Origin of the sequence: Aestuariibacter sp. GS-14 (assembly GCF_006494365.1) — a bacterium.
In the GTDB taxonomy this organism is placed as follows: domain Bacteria; phylum Pseudomonadota; class Gammaproteobacteria; order Enterobacterales; family Alteromonadaceae; genus Alteromonas; species Alteromonas mangrovi.
In genome coordinates this window covers 238423-254396 of sequence record NZ_VHIP01000005.1, presented here as the reverse complement: position 1 = coordinate 254396, position 15974 = coordinate 238423, and the positions used below count along the sequence as shown (strand labels likewise).

The 15974-nt window shown below is 49.4% G+C and carries 16 protein-coding genes; 12 read left to right on the top strand and 4 right to left on the bottom strand.

Annotated features, from left to right (window positions below; all coding sequences use genetic code 11):
• Positions 1-208: 208 nt before the first annotated feature.
• The 5 genes from FJ444_RS10745 to FJ444_RS10725 are packed head-to-tail and all read left to right on the top strand — an operon-like array spanning position 209 to position 6168.
• Positions 209-1783 (top strand): cytochrome ubiquinol oxidase subunit I, encoded by a 1575-nt coding sequence (locus FJ444_RS10745; RefSeq protein WP_140958282.1) that lies wholly within the window; start codon positions 209-211, stop codon positions 1781-1783.
• Entirely contained in the window at positions 1780-2916 is a 1137-nt protein-coding gene (gene cydB / locus FJ444_RS10740; protein WP_140958281.1) for a cytochrome d ubiquinol oxidase subunit II, read from the top strand. Before FJ444_RS10745 ends, cydB begins: the two co-directional genes overlap by 4 nt.
• An 11-nt stretch (positions 2917-2927) precedes the next feature.
• The gene (cydX, locus tag FJ444_RS10735) at positions 2928-3041 is read left to right on the top strand and encodes a cytochrome bd-I oxidase subunit CydX (RefSeq protein WP_140958280.1); all 114 of its coding nucleotides are present in this window, start codon (positions 2928-2930) and stop codon (positions 3039-3041) included.
• Complete coding sequence (locus FJ444_RS10730) at positions 3038-4672, top strand: ATP-binding cassette domain-containing protein (protein WP_140958279.1); 1635 nt, start codon at positions 3038-3040, stop codon at positions 4670-4672. Before cydX ends, FJ444_RS10730 begins: the two co-directional genes overlap by 4 nt.
• On the top strand, positions 4669-6168 hold the full coding sequence (locus tag FJ444_RS10725; RefSeq protein WP_140958278.1) for an ATP-binding cassette domain-containing protein: 1500 nt from the start codon (positions 4669-4671) through the stop codon (positions 6166-6168). Before FJ444_RS10730 ends, FJ444_RS10725 begins: the two co-directional genes overlap by 4 nt.
• A 13-nt stretch (positions 6169-6181) precedes the next feature.
• On the opposite strand, the gene FJ444_RS10720 is transcribed toward FJ444_RS10725, so the two are convergent.
• Positions 6182-6511 (bottom strand): YkgJ family cysteine cluster protein, encoded by a 330-nt coding sequence (locus FJ444_RS10720; RefSeq protein WP_181405130.1) that lies wholly within the window; start codon positions 6509-6511, stop codon positions 6182-6184.
• A gap of 105 nt (positions 6512-6616) precedes the next feature.
• A complete protein-coding gene (locus FJ444_RS10715; protein WP_140958276.1) occupies positions 6617-6991 on the bottom strand; it encodes a VOC family protein in 375 nt (124 codons plus the stop codon).
• A 161-nt stretch (positions 6992-7152) separates the two neighbouring features.
• Here FJ444_RS10715 and FJ444_RS10710 point away from each other — a divergent pair, with 161 nt between their 5' ends.
• From FJ444_RS10710 to FJ444_RS10680, 7 genes are all read left to right on the top strand, one after another.
• A complete protein-coding gene (locus FJ444_RS10710) occupies positions 7153-8118 on the top strand; it encodes a CsgG/HfaB family protein (RefSeq protein ID WP_140958275.1) in 966 nt (321 codons plus the stop codon).
• Entirely contained in the window at positions 8115-8438 is a 324-nt protein-coding gene (locus tag FJ444_RS10705) for a hypothetical protein (RefSeq protein ID WP_140958274.1), read from the top strand. Before FJ444_RS10710 ends, FJ444_RS10705 begins: the two co-directional genes overlap by 4 nt.
• On the top strand, positions 8438-8803 hold the full coding sequence (locus tag FJ444_RS10700; RefSeq protein WP_140958380.1) for a DUF4810 domain-containing protein: 366 nt from the start codon (positions 8438-8440) through the stop codon (positions 8801-8803). Before FJ444_RS10705 ends, FJ444_RS10700 begins: the two co-directional genes overlap by 1 nt.
• Positions 8800-9477 carry a GNA1162 family protein gene (locus FJ444_RS10695; protein WP_140958273.1) on the top strand — a complete coding sequence of 226 codons (678 nt, stop codon included), beginning with the start codon at positions 8800-8802 and terminating at the stop codon, positions 9475-9477. Before FJ444_RS10700 ends, FJ444_RS10695 begins: the two co-directional genes overlap by 4 nt.
• Positions 9478-9637: 160 nt before the next feature.
• Positions 9638-10507 (top strand): MBL fold metallo-hydrolase, encoded by an 870-nt coding sequence (locus tag FJ444_RS10690; protein ID WP_140958272.1) that lies wholly within the window; start codon positions 9638-9640, stop codon positions 10505-10507.
• A gap of 5 nt (positions 10508-10512) precedes the next feature.
• Positions 10513-11268 carry a sulfite exporter TauE/SafE family protein gene (locus FJ444_RS10685; protein WP_140958271.1) on the top strand — a complete coding sequence of 252 codons (756 nt, stop codon included), beginning with the start codon at positions 10513-10515 and terminating at the stop codon, positions 11266-11268.
• A gap of 10 nt (positions 11269-11278) precedes the next feature.
• On the top strand, positions 11279-11719 hold the full coding sequence (locus FJ444_RS10680) for a TIGR01244 family sulfur transferase (protein WP_140958270.1): 441 nt from the start codon (positions 11279-11281) through the stop codon (positions 11717-11719).
• A gap of 64 nt (positions 11720-11783) precedes the next feature.
• Here FJ444_RS10680 and FJ444_RS10675 read toward each other — a convergent pair whose 3' ends face one another.
• Both FJ444_RS10675 and FJ444_RS10670 read right to left on the bottom strand, forming a co-directional pair.
• Positions 11784-14291, bottom strand: a complete 2508-nt coding sequence (locus FJ444_RS10675; RefSeq protein ID WP_140958269.1) for a glycoside hydrolase family 3 protein — start codon at positions 14289-14291, stop codon at positions 11784-11786.
• Between the two features lie 2 nt (positions 14292-14293).
• Positions 14294-15535, bottom strand: coding sequence for a sugar MFS transporter (locus tag FJ444_RS10670; RefSeq protein ID WP_140958379.1), 1242 nt, complete (start codon positions 15533-15535; stop codon positions 14294-14296).
• Between the last annotated feature and the right edge of the window lie 439 nt (positions 15536-15974).

Genomic DNA, 15974 nt, shown 5'->3' with positions numbered 1-15974 from the left:
CAGAGTAGTGCCATATTTGACCGGCCGATGTCATTTTTGTCAGTCATACTAGCCAAATGCCAATCCAAAACCTGTAATGTTAATTTTAAAATAAAATTATTGTTTCATTTTCAGTGTGTTAATTCGTTTTTTAAGTTTGGCTCAGGTTATGCAGTTACTCAAAGACACAGGTAAAGATTAAGTTTTTATTTTCGAAGGAGAGTGTCCCATGAGCGATACGTTGATAGAACTATCGCGGTTACAGTTTGCGTTAACAGCAATGTTCCATTTTATTTTTGTACCCCTTACGCTGGGGATGACCTTTTTACTGGCCATCATGGAGTCTGTTTATGTAATGACCGGTAAAGAGGTCTACAAACAAATGACCCAGTTTTGGGGAAAGTTGTTTGGTATTAACTTTGCCATTGGTGTGGCTACTGGCCTTACTATGGAATTCCAGTTTGGTATGAACTGGTCCTACTATTCTCATTACGTGGGTGACATCTTTGGTGCGCCACTGGCAATAGAAGGTTTAATGGCGTTCTTCCTTGAGTCTACCTTTGTTGGCCTGTTTTTCTTTGGCTGGGACAAAATGTCGAAAGTGAAACACCTGATGGCGACCTGGCTGGTGGCGTTAGGATCGAATTTCTCGGCACTGTGGATCCTGATTGCCAATGGCTGGATGCAACACCCGGTAGGCGCCGAGTTCAATACCGAAGCCATGCGTATGGAAATGACCAGCTTTTCAGAGGTGATTTTCAATCCGGTTGCCCAGGTTAAGTTTGTGCATACTGTTTCCGCGGGTTATGTAACCGGCGCTATATTTGTGCTGGCGATATCCAGCTATTACCTGTTAAAGCACAAGCATATAGCCTTTGCGCGTCGTTCATTCGCTATTGCGGCGAGCTTTGGTTTGGCGTCTGTGCTGTCGGTAATTGTGCTGGGCGACGAAAGTGGCTACGAATTAGGAGATGTGCAGAAAGTAAAATTGGCGGCGGTTGAAGCGGAATATGACACGCACCCAGCGCCTGCACCTTTCACCCTGTTTGGTGTGCCCAATGATGAAACAGAGCATACCGATTATGCCATTCAGATCCCGTGGGCAATGGGTATTATTGCCACTCGCTCGCTGGATGAAGAGGTGATGGGTCTTAAGGATCTGAAAGAAATTCACCGCGTACGTATTCTGGCAGGCGTACAAGCCTACAAGCAACTGGATAAAGTGCGCGAGGGCACGGCAAGTGAAGCTGAACTGGCGATGTTTGAACGCAATAAAGATGACATCGGTTACGCTTTATTGTTGGAGCCGTTTACTGATGACATTACCCAGCCTACCCCGGAAGCACTGGAAAAAGCCGTTGATTACAGCATTCCGCCCGTTGCGCCATTGTTCTATAGCTTTCGCATGATGGTGGTTGCGGGCTTTTTGATGCTCGCTCTGTTTATCTGCGCGTTCTATTACAGCACTAAACACCAGATCACTAAGCCCCGCTGGCTATTAAAAGCCGCACTATGGAGCCTGCCTTTGCCCTGGATTGCATCAGAAGCCGGTTGGTTTGTTGCTGAATATGGTCGTCAGCCCTGGTCGATCGCAGAAGTACTGCCGGTCCATACAGCGGTATCTAACCTGAGTGTGTCAGATGTTGTGACTACGCTGGTTGCTTACACCTTGTTCTACACCGCCATGTTCATCATTGGTTTCTATTTGATGAAGAAATACGCCAAACAAGGGCCAGTTCCACCGGAAGATAAAGCTGAGCTGGATAGCTCAATGGGTCTGGGCATTAAAGGAGCAAACGCATGATTGACTATGAAGTATTACGGGTAATTTGGTGGGTACTGGTTGGCGTACTGCTGATTGGCTTCGCCATTACCGATGGCTTTGATTTAGGCGTAGGCGCGCTGCTTACGCTGATTGGCAAAACCGACGATGAGCGCCGGGTGATGATTAACACAATTGGCCCGCACTGGGACGGCAACCAGGTGTGGTTTATTACCGCCGGTGGCGCTATTTTTGCGGCTTGGCCGATGATTTACGCTACCGCATTTTCCGGCTTCTACCTGGCACTTGCGTTAACACTTATTGCGCTATGGATGCGCCCGTTAGGCTTTGATTTTCGCAGCAAGCTACCCGATAAGCGCTGGCGCTCAAGCTGGGACTGGGCGTTGTTTGTGTCTGGCGTCGTCCCGTCGCTCATTTTTGGTGTGGCGTTTGGCAACTTACTACTGGGCGTACCTTTTGAGTTGGATAATACGCTCAAAGCTACCTATACCGGCTCATTCTTTGGTTTGCTAACCCCGTTTGCCCTGCTAACCGGGTTAGTGTCGGTGGCGATGTTGCTTAACCACGGTGCTGCCTGGCTGCAAATGAAAACCGATAGTTTTATTCAGGTGCGTGCAAGAGCGGTATCAGTGATGTTGTCTCTGATTACTGTGGTGCTATTTGTGCTGGCCGGCATATGGGTAGCGTTTGGTATCGACGGCTTTGTGATCACGTCTGTGGTTGATACGGCAGCAACGTCCAATCCGCTGAAAAAAGCCGTCGTAATGGAAGCCGGGGCATGGTTAAACAACTATGGTAAGTATCCGTGGATGATTGTTGCGCCGGTGCTGGGTATAGCGGGTGGATTATCGTGTGCTGTGTTCTCGAAAGCGGGCAAAGGCGGCTGGGCGTTTGTGAGTAGTTCAGCCATGCTAACCGGTGTGATCCTGACAGCCGGGTTCTCTATGTTCCCGTTCCTCATGCCAAGTATCACAATGCCAGCGGCCAGTCTCACGGTGTGGGATGCTACCTCAAGCTTACTGACACTGAAAATCATGTTCGGCGTAGCCTGTATCTTTGTGCCTATTGTGCTGGGATACACCGCTTACGGGTTTTACGTTATGCGTGGTCGCGTGAAAAACAGCGACCTTGATTCGACTCACGCGATTTACTAAGGAGCATCAGTATGTGGTATTTCACCTGGATTTTAGGCGTATTGCTCGCCTGTTCATTTGGCATCATAAACGCCATGTGGTTAGAATCTACCGAAAACATGGATCGCCCTGAAGAAGACCAGTGAACGGTACGCAAACGCTTACAGCGTGGTTTCGCGCCACAGTAGAAACACAGGGTGTTGCTTCGCGCAGCACCCTGTACACATTAGTGGGCATAAAAACCTGCCGCATTGTGATCATGATTGCGGCCTTCTGGCTGTTTGCCCATATGATGCATACGCTGGTGGTGTTGACGGTGTTACCAACAATGGCCGATTGGATAGGGTTGTCTGTTGCCTTGCTCATGGCCTGGTTGCTACAGGGAGAAGCTAACCGACGTACGCTGGAAGCCAAAACACAGTTACTTAACGAACTCGAAAGCCGCTTTGCTCAGCATTTGGCAATCGGCCAAATGGCCATGGTGGGGCAACAAAGTTCCTACTACTGGCAGTCGGTGTGGCTGCATCACCTTCTTGCTTTGGCAAACTGGCGTTACGACTATCAGGTACAGCAATACGTGGCTGTACTGGCACCGGTGATAGCATTGGTTGGCCTATTTATGGTGAATTGGCTGATTGCCCTTTGCTTGCTGGTTACGCTGCCCATTGTGCCGTTATTTATGGTGATAGTAGGCAAAGGTGCGGCGGCACAACAGCGAAAGCACTTTACTGCCCTTACCCGGCTGGGCAGTTTGTTTACCGACCGACTAAAAGCCTTGCCGCTGCTTGCAACCTATCGCGCGCATGGCAGTGAGCTTGCGTTGCTTAAACAAGCCAGCGATGACCTGAATGATCGCACTATGAAAGTAGTGGGGGTGGCCTTTTTGTCGAATACGGTGCTGGATTTCTTTTCCACCGTAGCTGTGGCACTGGTGGCAGTGTTTATTGGTTTTACCCTGCTGGGGGAATTTGCCATTGGGCCAGTGCTAACCTTGCACTATGGTTTATGGCTATTGCTTACTGCACCATTACTATTCTCGGAGCTCAAAGCCTTAGGGCAGTTTTACCATCAAAAAGCCGAAGCGGAATCCGCACAGATCAGCCTGGCCAACTGGGTGGCTCATATTCCTCAAGAGGCGTTTAATGCGGCGGTAAACAAATCCATAGAGTTTGAAGAAACTCAGTACTTTTCATTGCAGGATGAGCAAGGACGTGTGTCGGCGGCAGACTTGCATTTGGCTGCCAAAGATAAAGTGGCCATAACCGGTGCTTCTGGTAGCGGCAAAACACTGCTTTTACAGGCGCTGGCGGGTCAATATCCGGCTGGCTATGCGCTGCCATGTAAAATTGCCATGCTGACACAGCAACCGGTGCTGCTACCCGCCACTGTACGCGACAATCTCAATTATCAACAGGTTTATAGTACCTCTTTGCTGTGGGCTGTACTGGCGCAGGTGGAACTGGATGAATGGGTACGTGCATTACCCAAACAACTTGATACTGCGCTACATGAAACACCCGCTATCTCAGGCGGACAGGCTCAGCGCTTAGCGTTGGCACGGCTATTACTCAGCGATGCACCAGTATGGTTATTAGATGAGCCTACGGCACATTTGCCGGCTGAACAACATAGGGCATTAAGTGAACTTATCCTGCGTCTGTCTGCGCATAAAGCGGTGCTGTGGGTGTCGCATAAATCCCTTCCACAAGATTGGTTTACACAGCACTGGCAGGTAATCAATGGCACGGTTATAACAGGCAAGGTAGCAGGGCAATGATGGCTTTTCTCACTGTGGCTTTAGCTATATTTCACAGTCTGGCCGGGCTGGCAATCCTGATTGTATCGTCCTGGTTTATTGCGGCGTGTGCGATTGCTGCCCCCGGATTTAACTACATGTTACCCGCTGTGGTAATCAGGGCACTGGCATTACTTCGAATCGGCAGCGGTTATGCGCACATGTGGGTGGGGCACCAACATTTACTGGGACTGACCGCCAACTTGCGATTAACATTGTTTGCCCGGCTACAATCACAAAAAATCCACTCGCGTAGTGAGGAAGTTGAAGCGCTGGCTTCCCATACCGAAGCAGTTGCAGCCTTGTGGGTAGGTTGGGTATCTCAGCAGGCTTCGGCTGTTATGATGCTATTGATGTCGTGCATCGGTTTATGGTGGCTGAATGTACCGCTAGGGGGCTGGGTATGGATACTGGCTGTCTCGTGGCTAATTGTGATGGCAATACTGTGTTTGTTAGGGCTTACTTATGCAGAAGAGATTGCCAGATGGGAATATGCGTTTCGGCAGCATTCCGAAGCCCAGCTGGCTGCTGCGCCAATCTGGCATATCAAGCCAGGTGCGTCATTGTTAGATATGATGCCCAAAGCAATCGCATGTTGGCGAGCGAATATGCTGCTTCAGAAGCGGGTATTGCAAGCTCAATGGGTGTTTCAAAGCGTTGCATGGCTGCTGTTGCTCGCCGCATTTCTGGCATTGATTCACACTCACCCAAATCCAGGAAAGGCTGAGCCCTTGTTATTGATTGTGCCTATGCTCTTGCTCAGTGCGGGAGACTGGCTGGGCAGAAGCTATAATACTCAGCCTGCGCTGAATAAAGCCGTTCAGGGTAATCGGAAACTTAACACGTTACCCAGTGGTTCGTTAAACTTGTTACCGGGACCACCTGTTGAAGGCGCAGTCACACTTTGTAATTTCAGATCGGCGAATCTGCCCGAACAATGTATAAATGCTGAGCTACCTGTGAATGGCATCGTGTGGGTTACCGGGCCAAGCGGTGCGGGTAAATCACAGCTACTGCAGGCTATTGCTGGAGTGGAGAAAAGCAACGGGGAACGTATGTGTGCAAACAACATATTGCCTTCGGGCTTGGTGCCAGGCTGGCTCTATCTGGAGCAGCAGCCCATGGTGTTGGCGGCTACCCTAAAACACAATTTGTGTTTGGGTAAGGCATTCAGAGACACTGAACTTTCAACGGTATTGATTGAAGTGGGCTTATCGCACTTAGTTGAACTGGGCGAGTGGCTGGGGCCTGGTGGCAGGCAGTTGTCTGGTGGTGAGCGAAAACGCCTGAATATCGCCAGGGCAATGTTGCACAACGGAACTATGTGGTTGGTGGATGAGCCTTTTGAGGGGCTGGATCTTAACGCCATCAGTAGTTTGATGACGCTAATTGAGTCTCAGGCAAATTGCAGACTGATTGTGATTGCCAGTCATGTCATACCTGCCGGCGTTGAACCATTACATCACATTAAAGTGTAATGGATTGTGGCTGCTATGCAGCCACAACGGGGATTTGTTCTTCAATGCCAATGCCGTGCTTTACACGGGCTTTTAAGCATTCAACCGAACCGGCTTCAAATTCCCGGCAGGTAGATGAGCGCTGCGGATAGATGCCACAAGAGACCTCTTTACCCACTTCCCCTTGCAGAGCCACGCAACGGGGTTTGGGTTGATTGGTGCCGGCCATGGCTACCCGAGTAGGTGAAATTTTTTCAGTCAATTCGGCGGGAACGGTACCAGCCGTAAAAGGGTCCGCTTCTGACCAATAAAAAGAAACGCGAAAACTTGCGCAACACGCGCCGCAATTCACGCAAGAAAGCATAATTCCTCCATATACACTGAAACTGTATCAGCATTACTCAAGATGCGGATTATGCCATTCGCCTGAATTTGTGAGAATCAAAATAAACTTATATTTAACAGTGGTTTATTTTAATGAGTGCAGGCCTATCAAGTTACCTTCTGTGTCTTTGGCAAGCGTTACAAAACCATACTCGCCAATAGCGAATTTTTGGCGTACTACAAAACCACCAGCATCCGTAACACGGGCTCCTTCGGTTGCGCAATCTTCGCAGGAAAAATACACTACGGTACTGTTGTTTCCGGCTTTTACTGATGGAGTACACACTAGCGCGCCGGAACTGCCGTAGCTTTCCATATGGGAGGGAAATCCAAACATGGCAAAACCATCTGACGGGTCGACTATACTGGCGAGGTTCACACAGAATACGGTTTCATAAAACGCTTTGGCCCGCGACATATCATCAACATATATTTCAAACCAACCAATGGGATTGTTCATCTTCCGTTCACTCTTCTTTCACTACTATCGATTTACAGTGTAGCTGCTGCACAAAAATTTATACGTTAGGCTACACTTTTTTACAAATGCAGATTCTTATGTATGGCATGAGTGTGCTAACGTATTTAATGTATCCATCTGGTATTAATAGGAAAATTTACATGAGGAAGTACTCTAACAGGTTGTTGATTGCCGGCTTGCTTTCGGTAACCGCATTAGGCGGATGTACCAGTGCAACCCGCGGTGTCGTTAACCCAACTCCGGCGCCCGCGCCGCAAATTAGCCCTGTATTTCAGGAAGAACAACTGGGGTTAAAGCGCGTGGTCGCGATTACTCGTTTTTCTGATGAAACTACCAGAGCTAATAATTTTTTGGTGGATAACCAGGGAAATCGTCTTGGCAAACAAGCATCAGATATTCTGGCCAGCCGCCTTACGGCAACGCAAAAGTTCATCATGCTTGAACGCGATGCAATGGCTGATGTAATGAAAGAGGCCAAATTGGATGGTGAAGCGTTGGAAGACGTAGGTGCTGATTACATTATTGTGGGCTCGGTGTCTGAATTTGGCCGCAGTAATGAAAGTGAAGTAGGCGTATTTAGCCGCAACCGTATTCAGGTTGCTACTGCTACGGTAAACGTGCGATTGGTTAACACCCGTACCGGCGAAATCGTGTATTCAGAAGAAGCGACCGGTAAAGCGCAAAGCGAAGCCAACCAGGTGTTGGGAGTAGGCCAAACGGCGGGCTACGACACCAGCTTGGATGATCGAGCTATTTCGGCGGCAATTTCTAAGCTGGTAAGCAACGTAATGGAAAATCTGCTCGATGCTCCATGGCAGGCGTATCTGGTGGGTGAGCACAATGGCCAGTGGTTGATGACGGGCGGTAAGTCTCAAGGTGTAAAAGCCGGCCAGCAATTTACCGTAGTGATGCCAGGCAAACTGGTTAAAAATCCCCAGACCGGTATGAATATGGAATTACCAGCTACAGAAACAGCCACCATTGAAGTAGTGAGTTTTATGGGCAGTGGCAACAACGAAATGTCACTGTGTAAACTGGTGAGCGGCAATATAAACGGTGAGCGTTTAACGGATTATCGCGTGCGTGAAGAGGAGTCAGCACTATGAAGTTTCTGAAATATGTGAGCCTGATTATGGCGTTCGTTGTTATGTCGGGCTGCAGTAGTCAGTTCCAGCAAGCCACTCAGGTAGACGATAAAGCCGTGATCCAACTCCTTGGTTCTCTAGAAGGGTATGCCTTAAGTATTGATGGTCAGCCGATTCCTTTAACTAATGTAGAGTCGTTTACGTTAAATGGTGAACTGGCAACACAGTTTTCAGTGTCTAGCGGCACCCATGTAGTAGAGCTGGTGAAAGCCGGGCAAACCATGGTAAAGCGCAAGATTTATGTGTCTAACGGCAATGTCTTCGAGGTGCGCATACCGTGATGTTAACCAGAGCACCTTTTGTTCTGGTAATTGCTGTAGTAATGCTTAGTGGGTGTGTGAATACACACTCACTTTATTATTTTGGCAATTACTCAGAGGCGTCTTATGCCTATAAAAGAACACCCACCGCAGAGACTCGCGCGGAGTTAAAAGAAAGTCTTCTTACTATTATCATTGAGTCAGAAAAGCGCCAAAAACGGGTGCCGCCTGGCATCTATGTAGAACTGGCTATGATGGAATTTGAAGACGATCGTCCAGGTCGAGGTAATCAATATTTGGCGTCGGAGCTGGCGCTCTATCCTGAGTCAGCGACACTCGTTGAGCGTTTAAGTGCGCAAATGGCCCCAAAAGGGGGGAACGAATGAAAGCACTGAATCTTGTTATTGCTGCATTGGCGTTAGTTCTGTTGCAGGGGTGTGAATCTACTGCCCAGCAATACACCAAAAGGGATGCTTATCCGTTGATGTACGAAGAGAATATCAGGAGTATTCTGGTTGTACCTGCGGTGAATCATACTACCGCAGCAGATGCCCCCGTATTGTACGCCACTACAGTATTACCACCACTTGCAGAAGCGGGCTATTACGTTATGCCGGTACCGGTTGTTGAGCAACTGTTTCAACAACAAGGCATCACCGATGGTTCGCAACTGCGAGATATTCCTGTCTCGCGTTTTCAAACGTTGTTTGGGGCCGATGCAGTGTTGTTCGTTACTATTGTGCGCTGGGACACCAGTTACTACATCACAGGCGGAAATGTGTCTGTAGGGCTGGATTTTACGCTGGTCTCAACTACGACGTCGCAAACCATCTGGTCTCAGGCGCGAACGCTGAATGTGGAAACCTCGGGTAATTCTAATGATTTGCTGGTAAACATTATTGCAACTGCACTGAATACCGCGCTAACCAAATACATTGATTTAGCCAGAGATGTGAATGGTGGTGCTATCCATCAATTACCGGTAGGTCCGTATCATCCACAGCATAAGCTGGATGGGGCTGAACCTGTTAGTCCTGCCGGGCTGGAAATTGACCGCTAATATACCCGTCAGGTAGGGTCTCGGCGCCTTACCTGACATTATTGCCCTCGCCGTTGCACACGCCGTTATTGCCTTCCCAGTACAACTCTGGCAAACCTCTTGCTCTGTATTCTGTTAGTTATTCACAAAATGTCATTTATTAACGGGCAAGAGTGTTGTTATGAGCAAAATACAGATCACGCCTTTTTTTCACGAACCCACGTTTACCGTGACCTACGTCGTTGCTGACCTGGCTACCAATGCCTGTGCCATTATTGATCCAGTGCTGGATTACGACGCCGCATCAGGCACCCTGTCTACCGAATTCGCTGACAATATTGTCAGCTTTATTGACAAAAATGGCTTAAATACCGAGTGGATCCTGGAAACCCATGCACATGCAGATCACTTAACTGCTGCGCCTTACTTAAAAGATAAACTAGGTGGTTTAATTGGGATCGGTGAACACATTCGCCGCGTGCAATCTACTTTCAAAGCAATTTACAACCTGGAAGACAGCTTCGCGTCGGATGGCAGTCAGTTTGATCAACTATTTGCCGATGGGGAAGTCATTAGTCTGGGGCATCTGGATATCGAAGTGTTGCATACACCCGGACACACACCGGCTTGTGTGTCTTACTACATAGAAGATGCGGTATTTGTTGGCGACACCTTGTTTATGCCCGATTACGGCACTGCCCGCGCAGACTTTCCCAATGGCAGTGCGCATACACTTTATCAGTCTATTCGCCGATTACTTACGTTGCCTGAATCGACCCGCATGTTTGTTGGTCACGACTATAAAGGGCCTGGCAGGGATACTTATGCGTGGGAAACCTCTGTATTCGAGCAGCGTCGCAACAATGTGCATATCAAAGATGGGGTGAGTCAGACGGACTATGTTGCTATGCGTGAAAAGCGCGACGCCGGTCTGGCAGTACCAAAACTATTGCTACCTGCCATCCAAATTAATATACGCGCCGGCCAGCTCCCGCCGGCCGAAGACAATGGCAGACACTACTTAAAAATACCTCTCACGGTAAGTAAGTAGCACGTATGTTAACCGTATTATTTGGTGCATTAGTGATTGGCCTGAGCCTGGGGATTCTGGGGTCGGGTGGTTCTATTCTGACTGTACCGCTGCTTACCTATGTGGTGGGCCGCCCGCCAAAGGTTGCGATTGCAGAATCGCTATTAATTGTGGGCTGTATTGCTGCAGTTGGGGCCTGGAAACTTCACCGACAGGGGCTGATTGCGTGGCGAAAAGTGTGGTGGTTTGGGCTCCCCAGTATGGCTGGCACTTATCTCGGTGCGTGGGGGTCACAATTTGTAAGTGGTGCCGCGCAACTGGCTACCTTTGCACTGGTAATGCTGCTGGCAAGTGGCTTTATGCTGCGACCTTACCAACCAGCTGTCAGTGCAGATGTGCGGCTTGCTAAGCTTGTACTGGCCGCGGCTGGTGTGGGTATCGTGGCGGGTTTCGTTGGCGTGGGTGGCGGTTTTTTGATTGTGCCTGCGTTACTGGCTACTGCGGGCGTATCCATGCGGCAAGCCATTGGCACGAGTCTGGCAGTGATAGTTATGCAGTCGCTCACTGGCTTTACAAAACATTCGTGGCTGTTTGCGCAATCAGGCGTATTGCCCTACGACTGGCTGATGATAGCGCTGGTGGCTGGATTGGGAGCGGCAGGCTCGCTGGCAGGCGCTCAACTGGCTGGTAAGTTACCCCAACAGCATTTAAAGCGCGGCTTTGGTGTGTTGCTGGTGGTGATGGGAGCTGCCATTTTATTTTCCACTTGGAACAGGCTTTAAGAGGTGTTGTATGAACATTGTATCAATTACCGATAAATTCAGTGTGTCAGGTGCCATTGACCTTGATTCGCTGAAGCAGTTGGCAAAACGTGGTGTAACCCTGTTGATCAATGTGCGGCCAAATATGGAAGCGGTTGATCAGATAAACGACGAAGCACTGGCAGAAATGGCCGCGCTTGCAGGGCTCAGTTACGTGTGTATTCCGGTGAAAAGTGGTGAATATCCGGCTGACAAAGTTGCAGCCTTTGCACGTGAATTACACGCCGAGCGAGGCGCTGTGCACGGTATATGTCGAACCGGCACACGGGCGGCGCACCTGTGGGCACTGGCTCAATGCAAGGCTGGTGTGAGTAAATCCTGGTTGCAGCAACAACTCATTCAAGCCGGGATCGACGTGGCTCCGCTACTGGCAAATTGTGAAGCATCAGAGCCCCGAAAAACGGCGGCTTGACGCCGCCTTTGCAATGGGAGGGTGACTGTGAGCTAAGCTCAACAGCCACCGGGCACATGAAAGGTTACGGGCAATGTGTGGTAGGTTGCCCATGTTGGGTTAAACGAATATTGGATACCGCAAATTCGACTTTACCCTGCGTGACAAAACTGAGTGGTGCATACACCTCTTGTAAATTGGCTCCGGCGCCAATAATGCACTTGGTAGGTATTTCTACCGATTGCCAGTCGCTGGAGTCGGCAGTGAAATTACTCAGCGGCACCATGCCAGCACAGTTATCCCCGCATTCTATACCAGCCTGAATCCCAGTACCTGATGGTACTTTCAGATCGAAAGCCAGTGCAGAGTTGGGTGTTGTGAAGTCCAGTAAGTCCACTGGGAATGGCGCAAAGAAGTGTACTTTGGCGGGTGTATCGCCAAATTGCATTAATAACGTGTCTTCCTGCACATTGCGGTCGGCGGTGCGAATGGTAACGTCACCAATAGTAAGTACACTGCTATTCATCGCGCCAGACACGCCACCTGAGTGGGCTACCAGTTGCCATGGCTCTTGTACACTTTGTTGGAAAATAACGTGATCAGCGGCTTCACTGCTGTCAGCCTCAACGGTTTCGTTAAGCGCAGGCAAGTTTGTGTTGTCGCTATAAGTTAAACCATAGCCATATTCAAACTGAGGGGTTTTGCCGTCGCCGCGGTTGATCGGGTTTTGGTAAGGCGTTGCCGGCCAGGTAAAGGAAAGTTTTCCTTGCATCGGAAACGCTACTTCACCATTTGCCTGAGTAAACAATACGTCTGCTACGCCCTGGCCTTCTGAGCCAGGTAACCAGGCAACCACAAATGCGTCGGTGGCGTTGATTTCCGGATTAATCCAAAGCGGACGGCCTGTAATGAACACGCCGACCACCGGAATGCCTGCGTCTTTAAAACGTTTCAGTAACGCCAGGTCGCTTTTGTTGCCGCGCTGATATTCAACGTTAGCAATGTCGCCATTACCTTCCGCGTAGGGATCTTCACCAAATACCACAATGGCCACATCAGGCGCGTCGGTGTAGCTACCATCCTCGCTAAGTGTCGCGCTGCCGCCCGCTGCAGATACGGCTCGCTCAATACCCTGATAAATCGACGATGCACCTGGGAAATCACTGTTTTCATTGCCTGTACCCTGCCAGGTGATCGTCCATCCGCCGGATTGCTTGCCAATGTTGTGAGCGCCATCGCCTGCTACCAGTACCTTGCTGTTGGGTTCAAGCGGTAACAGGTTGTTATTGTTCTTCAGCATCACCAGTGATTTACGCACCGCTTCCCGCGCGACCGCGCGGTGGTCAGGATGGCCTATTATGGACTTGTCGCCCGATAGACTGCGATTGGCAGGTGAGGGCAGGTCGAACAACCCAACGCGAACCTTCACGCGTAATACACGACGCACGGCATCATCCAAACGTGACATAGGGATTTCGCCACTTTCTACCTGGGCCACCAGGTTGTGGAACAGGGGTTTCCATGTAGGCGTGGTTGCCATGTACACATCTAAACCAGCCAGCAAGGCTTGTGGGCAGTTGTCGTTTGAACAGCCTTCTATCTGACCATGGCCATTCCAATCACCTACAACGAAGCCGTCGAAGCCCATTTTGTCTTTCAGTACATCGGTTAGTAAGTACTTATTACCATGCAGCTTTTCACCATGCCAGCTGTTGAATGACGCCATTACCGATTGTGAACCCGCGCCAAGGCCTTCAACATAGCCCTGTGCATGAATACGAAACAGTGTTTCTTCGTCGGCAATGTTATTGCCTTGGTCGTCGCCCTGCTCGGTGCCACCGTCACCCAAAAAGTGCTTTACTGTAGAGATGACATGCTGATCGTCAATATTGCCGTCGCTGATATCACCCTGTAAGCCGGTAACGATAGCTCTGGCGTATGCGCCTACCACTTCAGGATCTTCAGAATAGCTTTCATAAGTGCGACCCCAGCGGTCGTCGCGAGCAGCCGCAACGGTAGGGGCAAATATCCAGTCGATACCCGTTGCCCGCACTTCTCGCGCAGTTGCAGTGGCAATTCTTTCAATCAGCGCCGGATCGCGCATTGCACCCAAACCGATGTTATGCGGGAACAGGGTAGCGCCTATCACATTATTATGACCATGCACGGCATCGGTGCCCCACATAGTGGGAATTGTGCTGCCATCTAGGCTAGCATCAACCGAAGCCTGATACATGGCTTCGGCGAGCGCTATCCACTCTTCGGGCGTAGCGTGTTTGTTGTTGTTTGGAAACGACCCGCCGCCGTTCAGATAAGAGCCAAAACCATACTCACGCATGTCTTCTACGGTTACATCGCGAATTTCTGGCTGAACGATTTGTGCTACTTTTTGTTTTAACGTCATTGAGGCCAGAATGTCTGACACTTTCTTTTCAACGTCATCTGACTTTGCAATGGGTGATTGAATGACTGGCCAATAATCCGGCACAGCCGATGTTGCTTTTTGTGTAATAACGTCATTGTTCCCGGAGCAGGCTCCAAGTAACAGCGCACCTAGGGCCGCAGCAACTGACGTGGCTAAACGTGTTTGCATGGTTATTCTCCAGCCTGGGTATCGGGTTGAGAGCCTTTCAGACCATAAAATCCGATATACAGATAGCAAATTGCAGGAAGTAAAAATGACAGGGTTAAGCCCAGGGTGTCCGCCAGAACCCCCTGTACTAAAGGAATTAGCGCACCGCCAACGATAGCCAGACATAACAAGCCGGATGCTTTTGCGGTTTGTTCACCCAATCCTTTCAGTGCAAGACTGAATATCGTTGGGAACATGATTGAGTTACACAAACCAACGGCCAGCATTGACCACATAGCGATGTCGCCAGTTGTGAGCACGGACGTCACAATGAGCACCACAGAGGCCAGGCTGTTAAAGCCCAGTAACACACCCGGTTGAATACGCTGCATTAGCGCTGCGCCAATAAATCGGCCTACCATTGCACCACCCCAATAGTAGGCAATGTAAGTTGCTGCCTGACTTTCAGGCATGGAAAGCACATGTGCAGAACCAAAATAGTTCACCAGAAAGCTACCAATAGAAACTTCTGCTCCCACATAAACGAAAATGCCAATCACGCCAAATTTCAGGTGACGGTGATGCAGCACTGTGCTTGCCTGACTGTCGTCCAGTTGGCTTGGCTGCGCTTCGGCAGGTAACATTAAACGGCGTGTAAACAAGGCCATTACAGCAAGCACTATTGCCAGGGCAAGATAAGGCACAATAACGGATTCGGCGTCGGCCTGAGCGCTGGTGGCAGAATGTGCAGAGAAAATGAGAATGCCGCCGATGATAGGCGCAATTGTGGTGCCCAGTGAATTAAATGCCTGGGTCATGGTGAGGCGACTGGACGCAGTGTTGGGATTACCCATAATGGTAACCAGCGGATTAGCTGCTACCTGTAGCACAGTGATACCGCCTGCCAGCACAAACAGCGCCAGCAAAAACATCCAGTATTCAGCAAACTTAGCAGACGGAATAAACATCAGGCAGCCCACAGCAGCAGCTGACAAACCGGTAATGATGCCCTGTTTGTATCCTACCCTGCTTACTAGTTTGCCTGCTGGTACCGATACTAAAAAGTAGGCGCCAAAAAAGCAGAATTGAACCAACATTGCCTGTGTAAAATTAAGTTCAAACAGTGCCTTAAGGTGAGGGATCAGAATATCGTTCATGGCGGTAATAAACCCCCACATAAAGAACAGCGACGTCAGACTCACTAACGTTGACATAGTGAGCGGAGCTGATGAGCCGGTTGTAGTTGTAGCCGATGGCATAGACATGATTTTTCGCCCTGATTGCTTCTGCTGAATACCCATTATCCTGGAGGAAAAGGCGGTATGTTAATATTTTGTTGCACGAGTATAAGACTATTTTATAAAAATGCAAGCGCTTACATTTTGCGTAAAATGAGCGCAAACACAAGTAGGAATGACATTTTACTGTGGGTAAGCACTGATTACCTGCAACCTAAATAATAAATATAAATCATGGTGTTATGAGAATTCTGTGTTGCCTGAATGGACTGAGCAAATTGATGCTTTAGCGGTCTGCTGGCTGACGATGGTTGCGTATAGCACGTTGATTTTTAAATCATTTACTTAATTTAGACTAGGGCGTGTTGATCTTTGCTGTATGATGTTGCACAGGCGCTGCCTGAAGGGTTCGCTCTAGGTGTCCACCGCTCTTTGTTGCATGCTCTTGATGCAGAACCACTGCACC

Bases quoted from the DNA above. Each gene is read 5' to 3' on its own strand.
- FJ444_RS10680 (WP_140958270.1), top strand. From the start codon at position 11,279: ATGAACATTGTATCAATTACCGATAAATTCAGTGTGTCAGGTGCCATT.
- FJ444_RS10745 (WP_140958282.1), top strand. From the start codon at position 209: ATGAGCGATACGTTGATAGAACTATCGCGGTTACAGTTTGCGTTAACA.
- FJ444_RS10690 (WP_140958272.1), top strand. From the start codon at position 9,638: ATGAGCAAAATACAGATCACGCCTTTTTTTCACGAACCCACGTTTACC.
- FJ444_RS10705 (WP_140958274.1), top strand. From the start codon at position 8,115: ATGAAGTTTCTGAAATATGTGAGCCTGATTATGGCGTTCGTTGTTATG.
- FJ444_RS10720 (WP_181405130.1), bottom strand. From the start codon at position 6,511: ATGCTTTCTTGCGTGAATTGCGGCGCGTGTTGCGCAAGTTTTCGCGTT.
- FJ444_RS10685 (WP_140958271.1), top strand. From the start codon at position 10,513: ATGTTAACCGTATTATTTGGTGCATTAGTGATTGGCCTGAGCCTGGGG.
- cydX (WP_140958280.1), top strand. From the start codon at position 2,928: ATGTGGTATTTCACCTGGATTTTAGGCGTATTGCTCGCCTGTTCATTT.
- cydB (WP_140958281.1), top strand. From the start codon at position 1,780: ATGATTGACTATGAAGTATTACGGGTAATTTGGTGGGTACTGGTTGGC.
- FJ444_RS10710 (WP_140958275.1), top strand. From the start codon at position 7,153: ATGAGGAAGTACTCTAACAGGTTGTTGATTGCCGGCTTGCTTTCGGTA.
- FJ444_RS10670 (WP_140958379.1), bottom strand. From the start codon at position 15,535: ATGTCTATGCCATCGGCTACAACTACAACCGGCTCATCAGCTCCGCTC.
- FJ444_RS10675 (WP_140958269.1), bottom strand. From the start codon at position 14,291: ATGCAAACACGTTTAGCCACGTCAGTTGCTGCGGCCCTAGGTGCGCTG.
- FJ444_RS10725 (WP_140958278.1), top strand. From the start codon at position 4,669: ATGATGGCTTTTCTCACTGTGGCTTTAGCTATATTTCACAGTCTGGCC.
- FJ444_RS10715 (WP_140958276.1), bottom strand. From the start codon at position 6,991: ATGAACAATCCCATTGGTTGGTTTGAAATATATGTTGATGATATGTCG.
- FJ444_RS10695 (WP_140958273.1), top strand. From the start codon at position 8,800: ATGAAAGCACTGAATCTTGTTATTGCTGCATTGGCGTTAGTTCTGTTG.
- FJ444_RS10700 (WP_140958380.1), top strand. From the start codon at position 8,438: ATGTTAACCAGAGCACCTTTTGTTCTGGTAATTGCTGTAGTAATGCTT.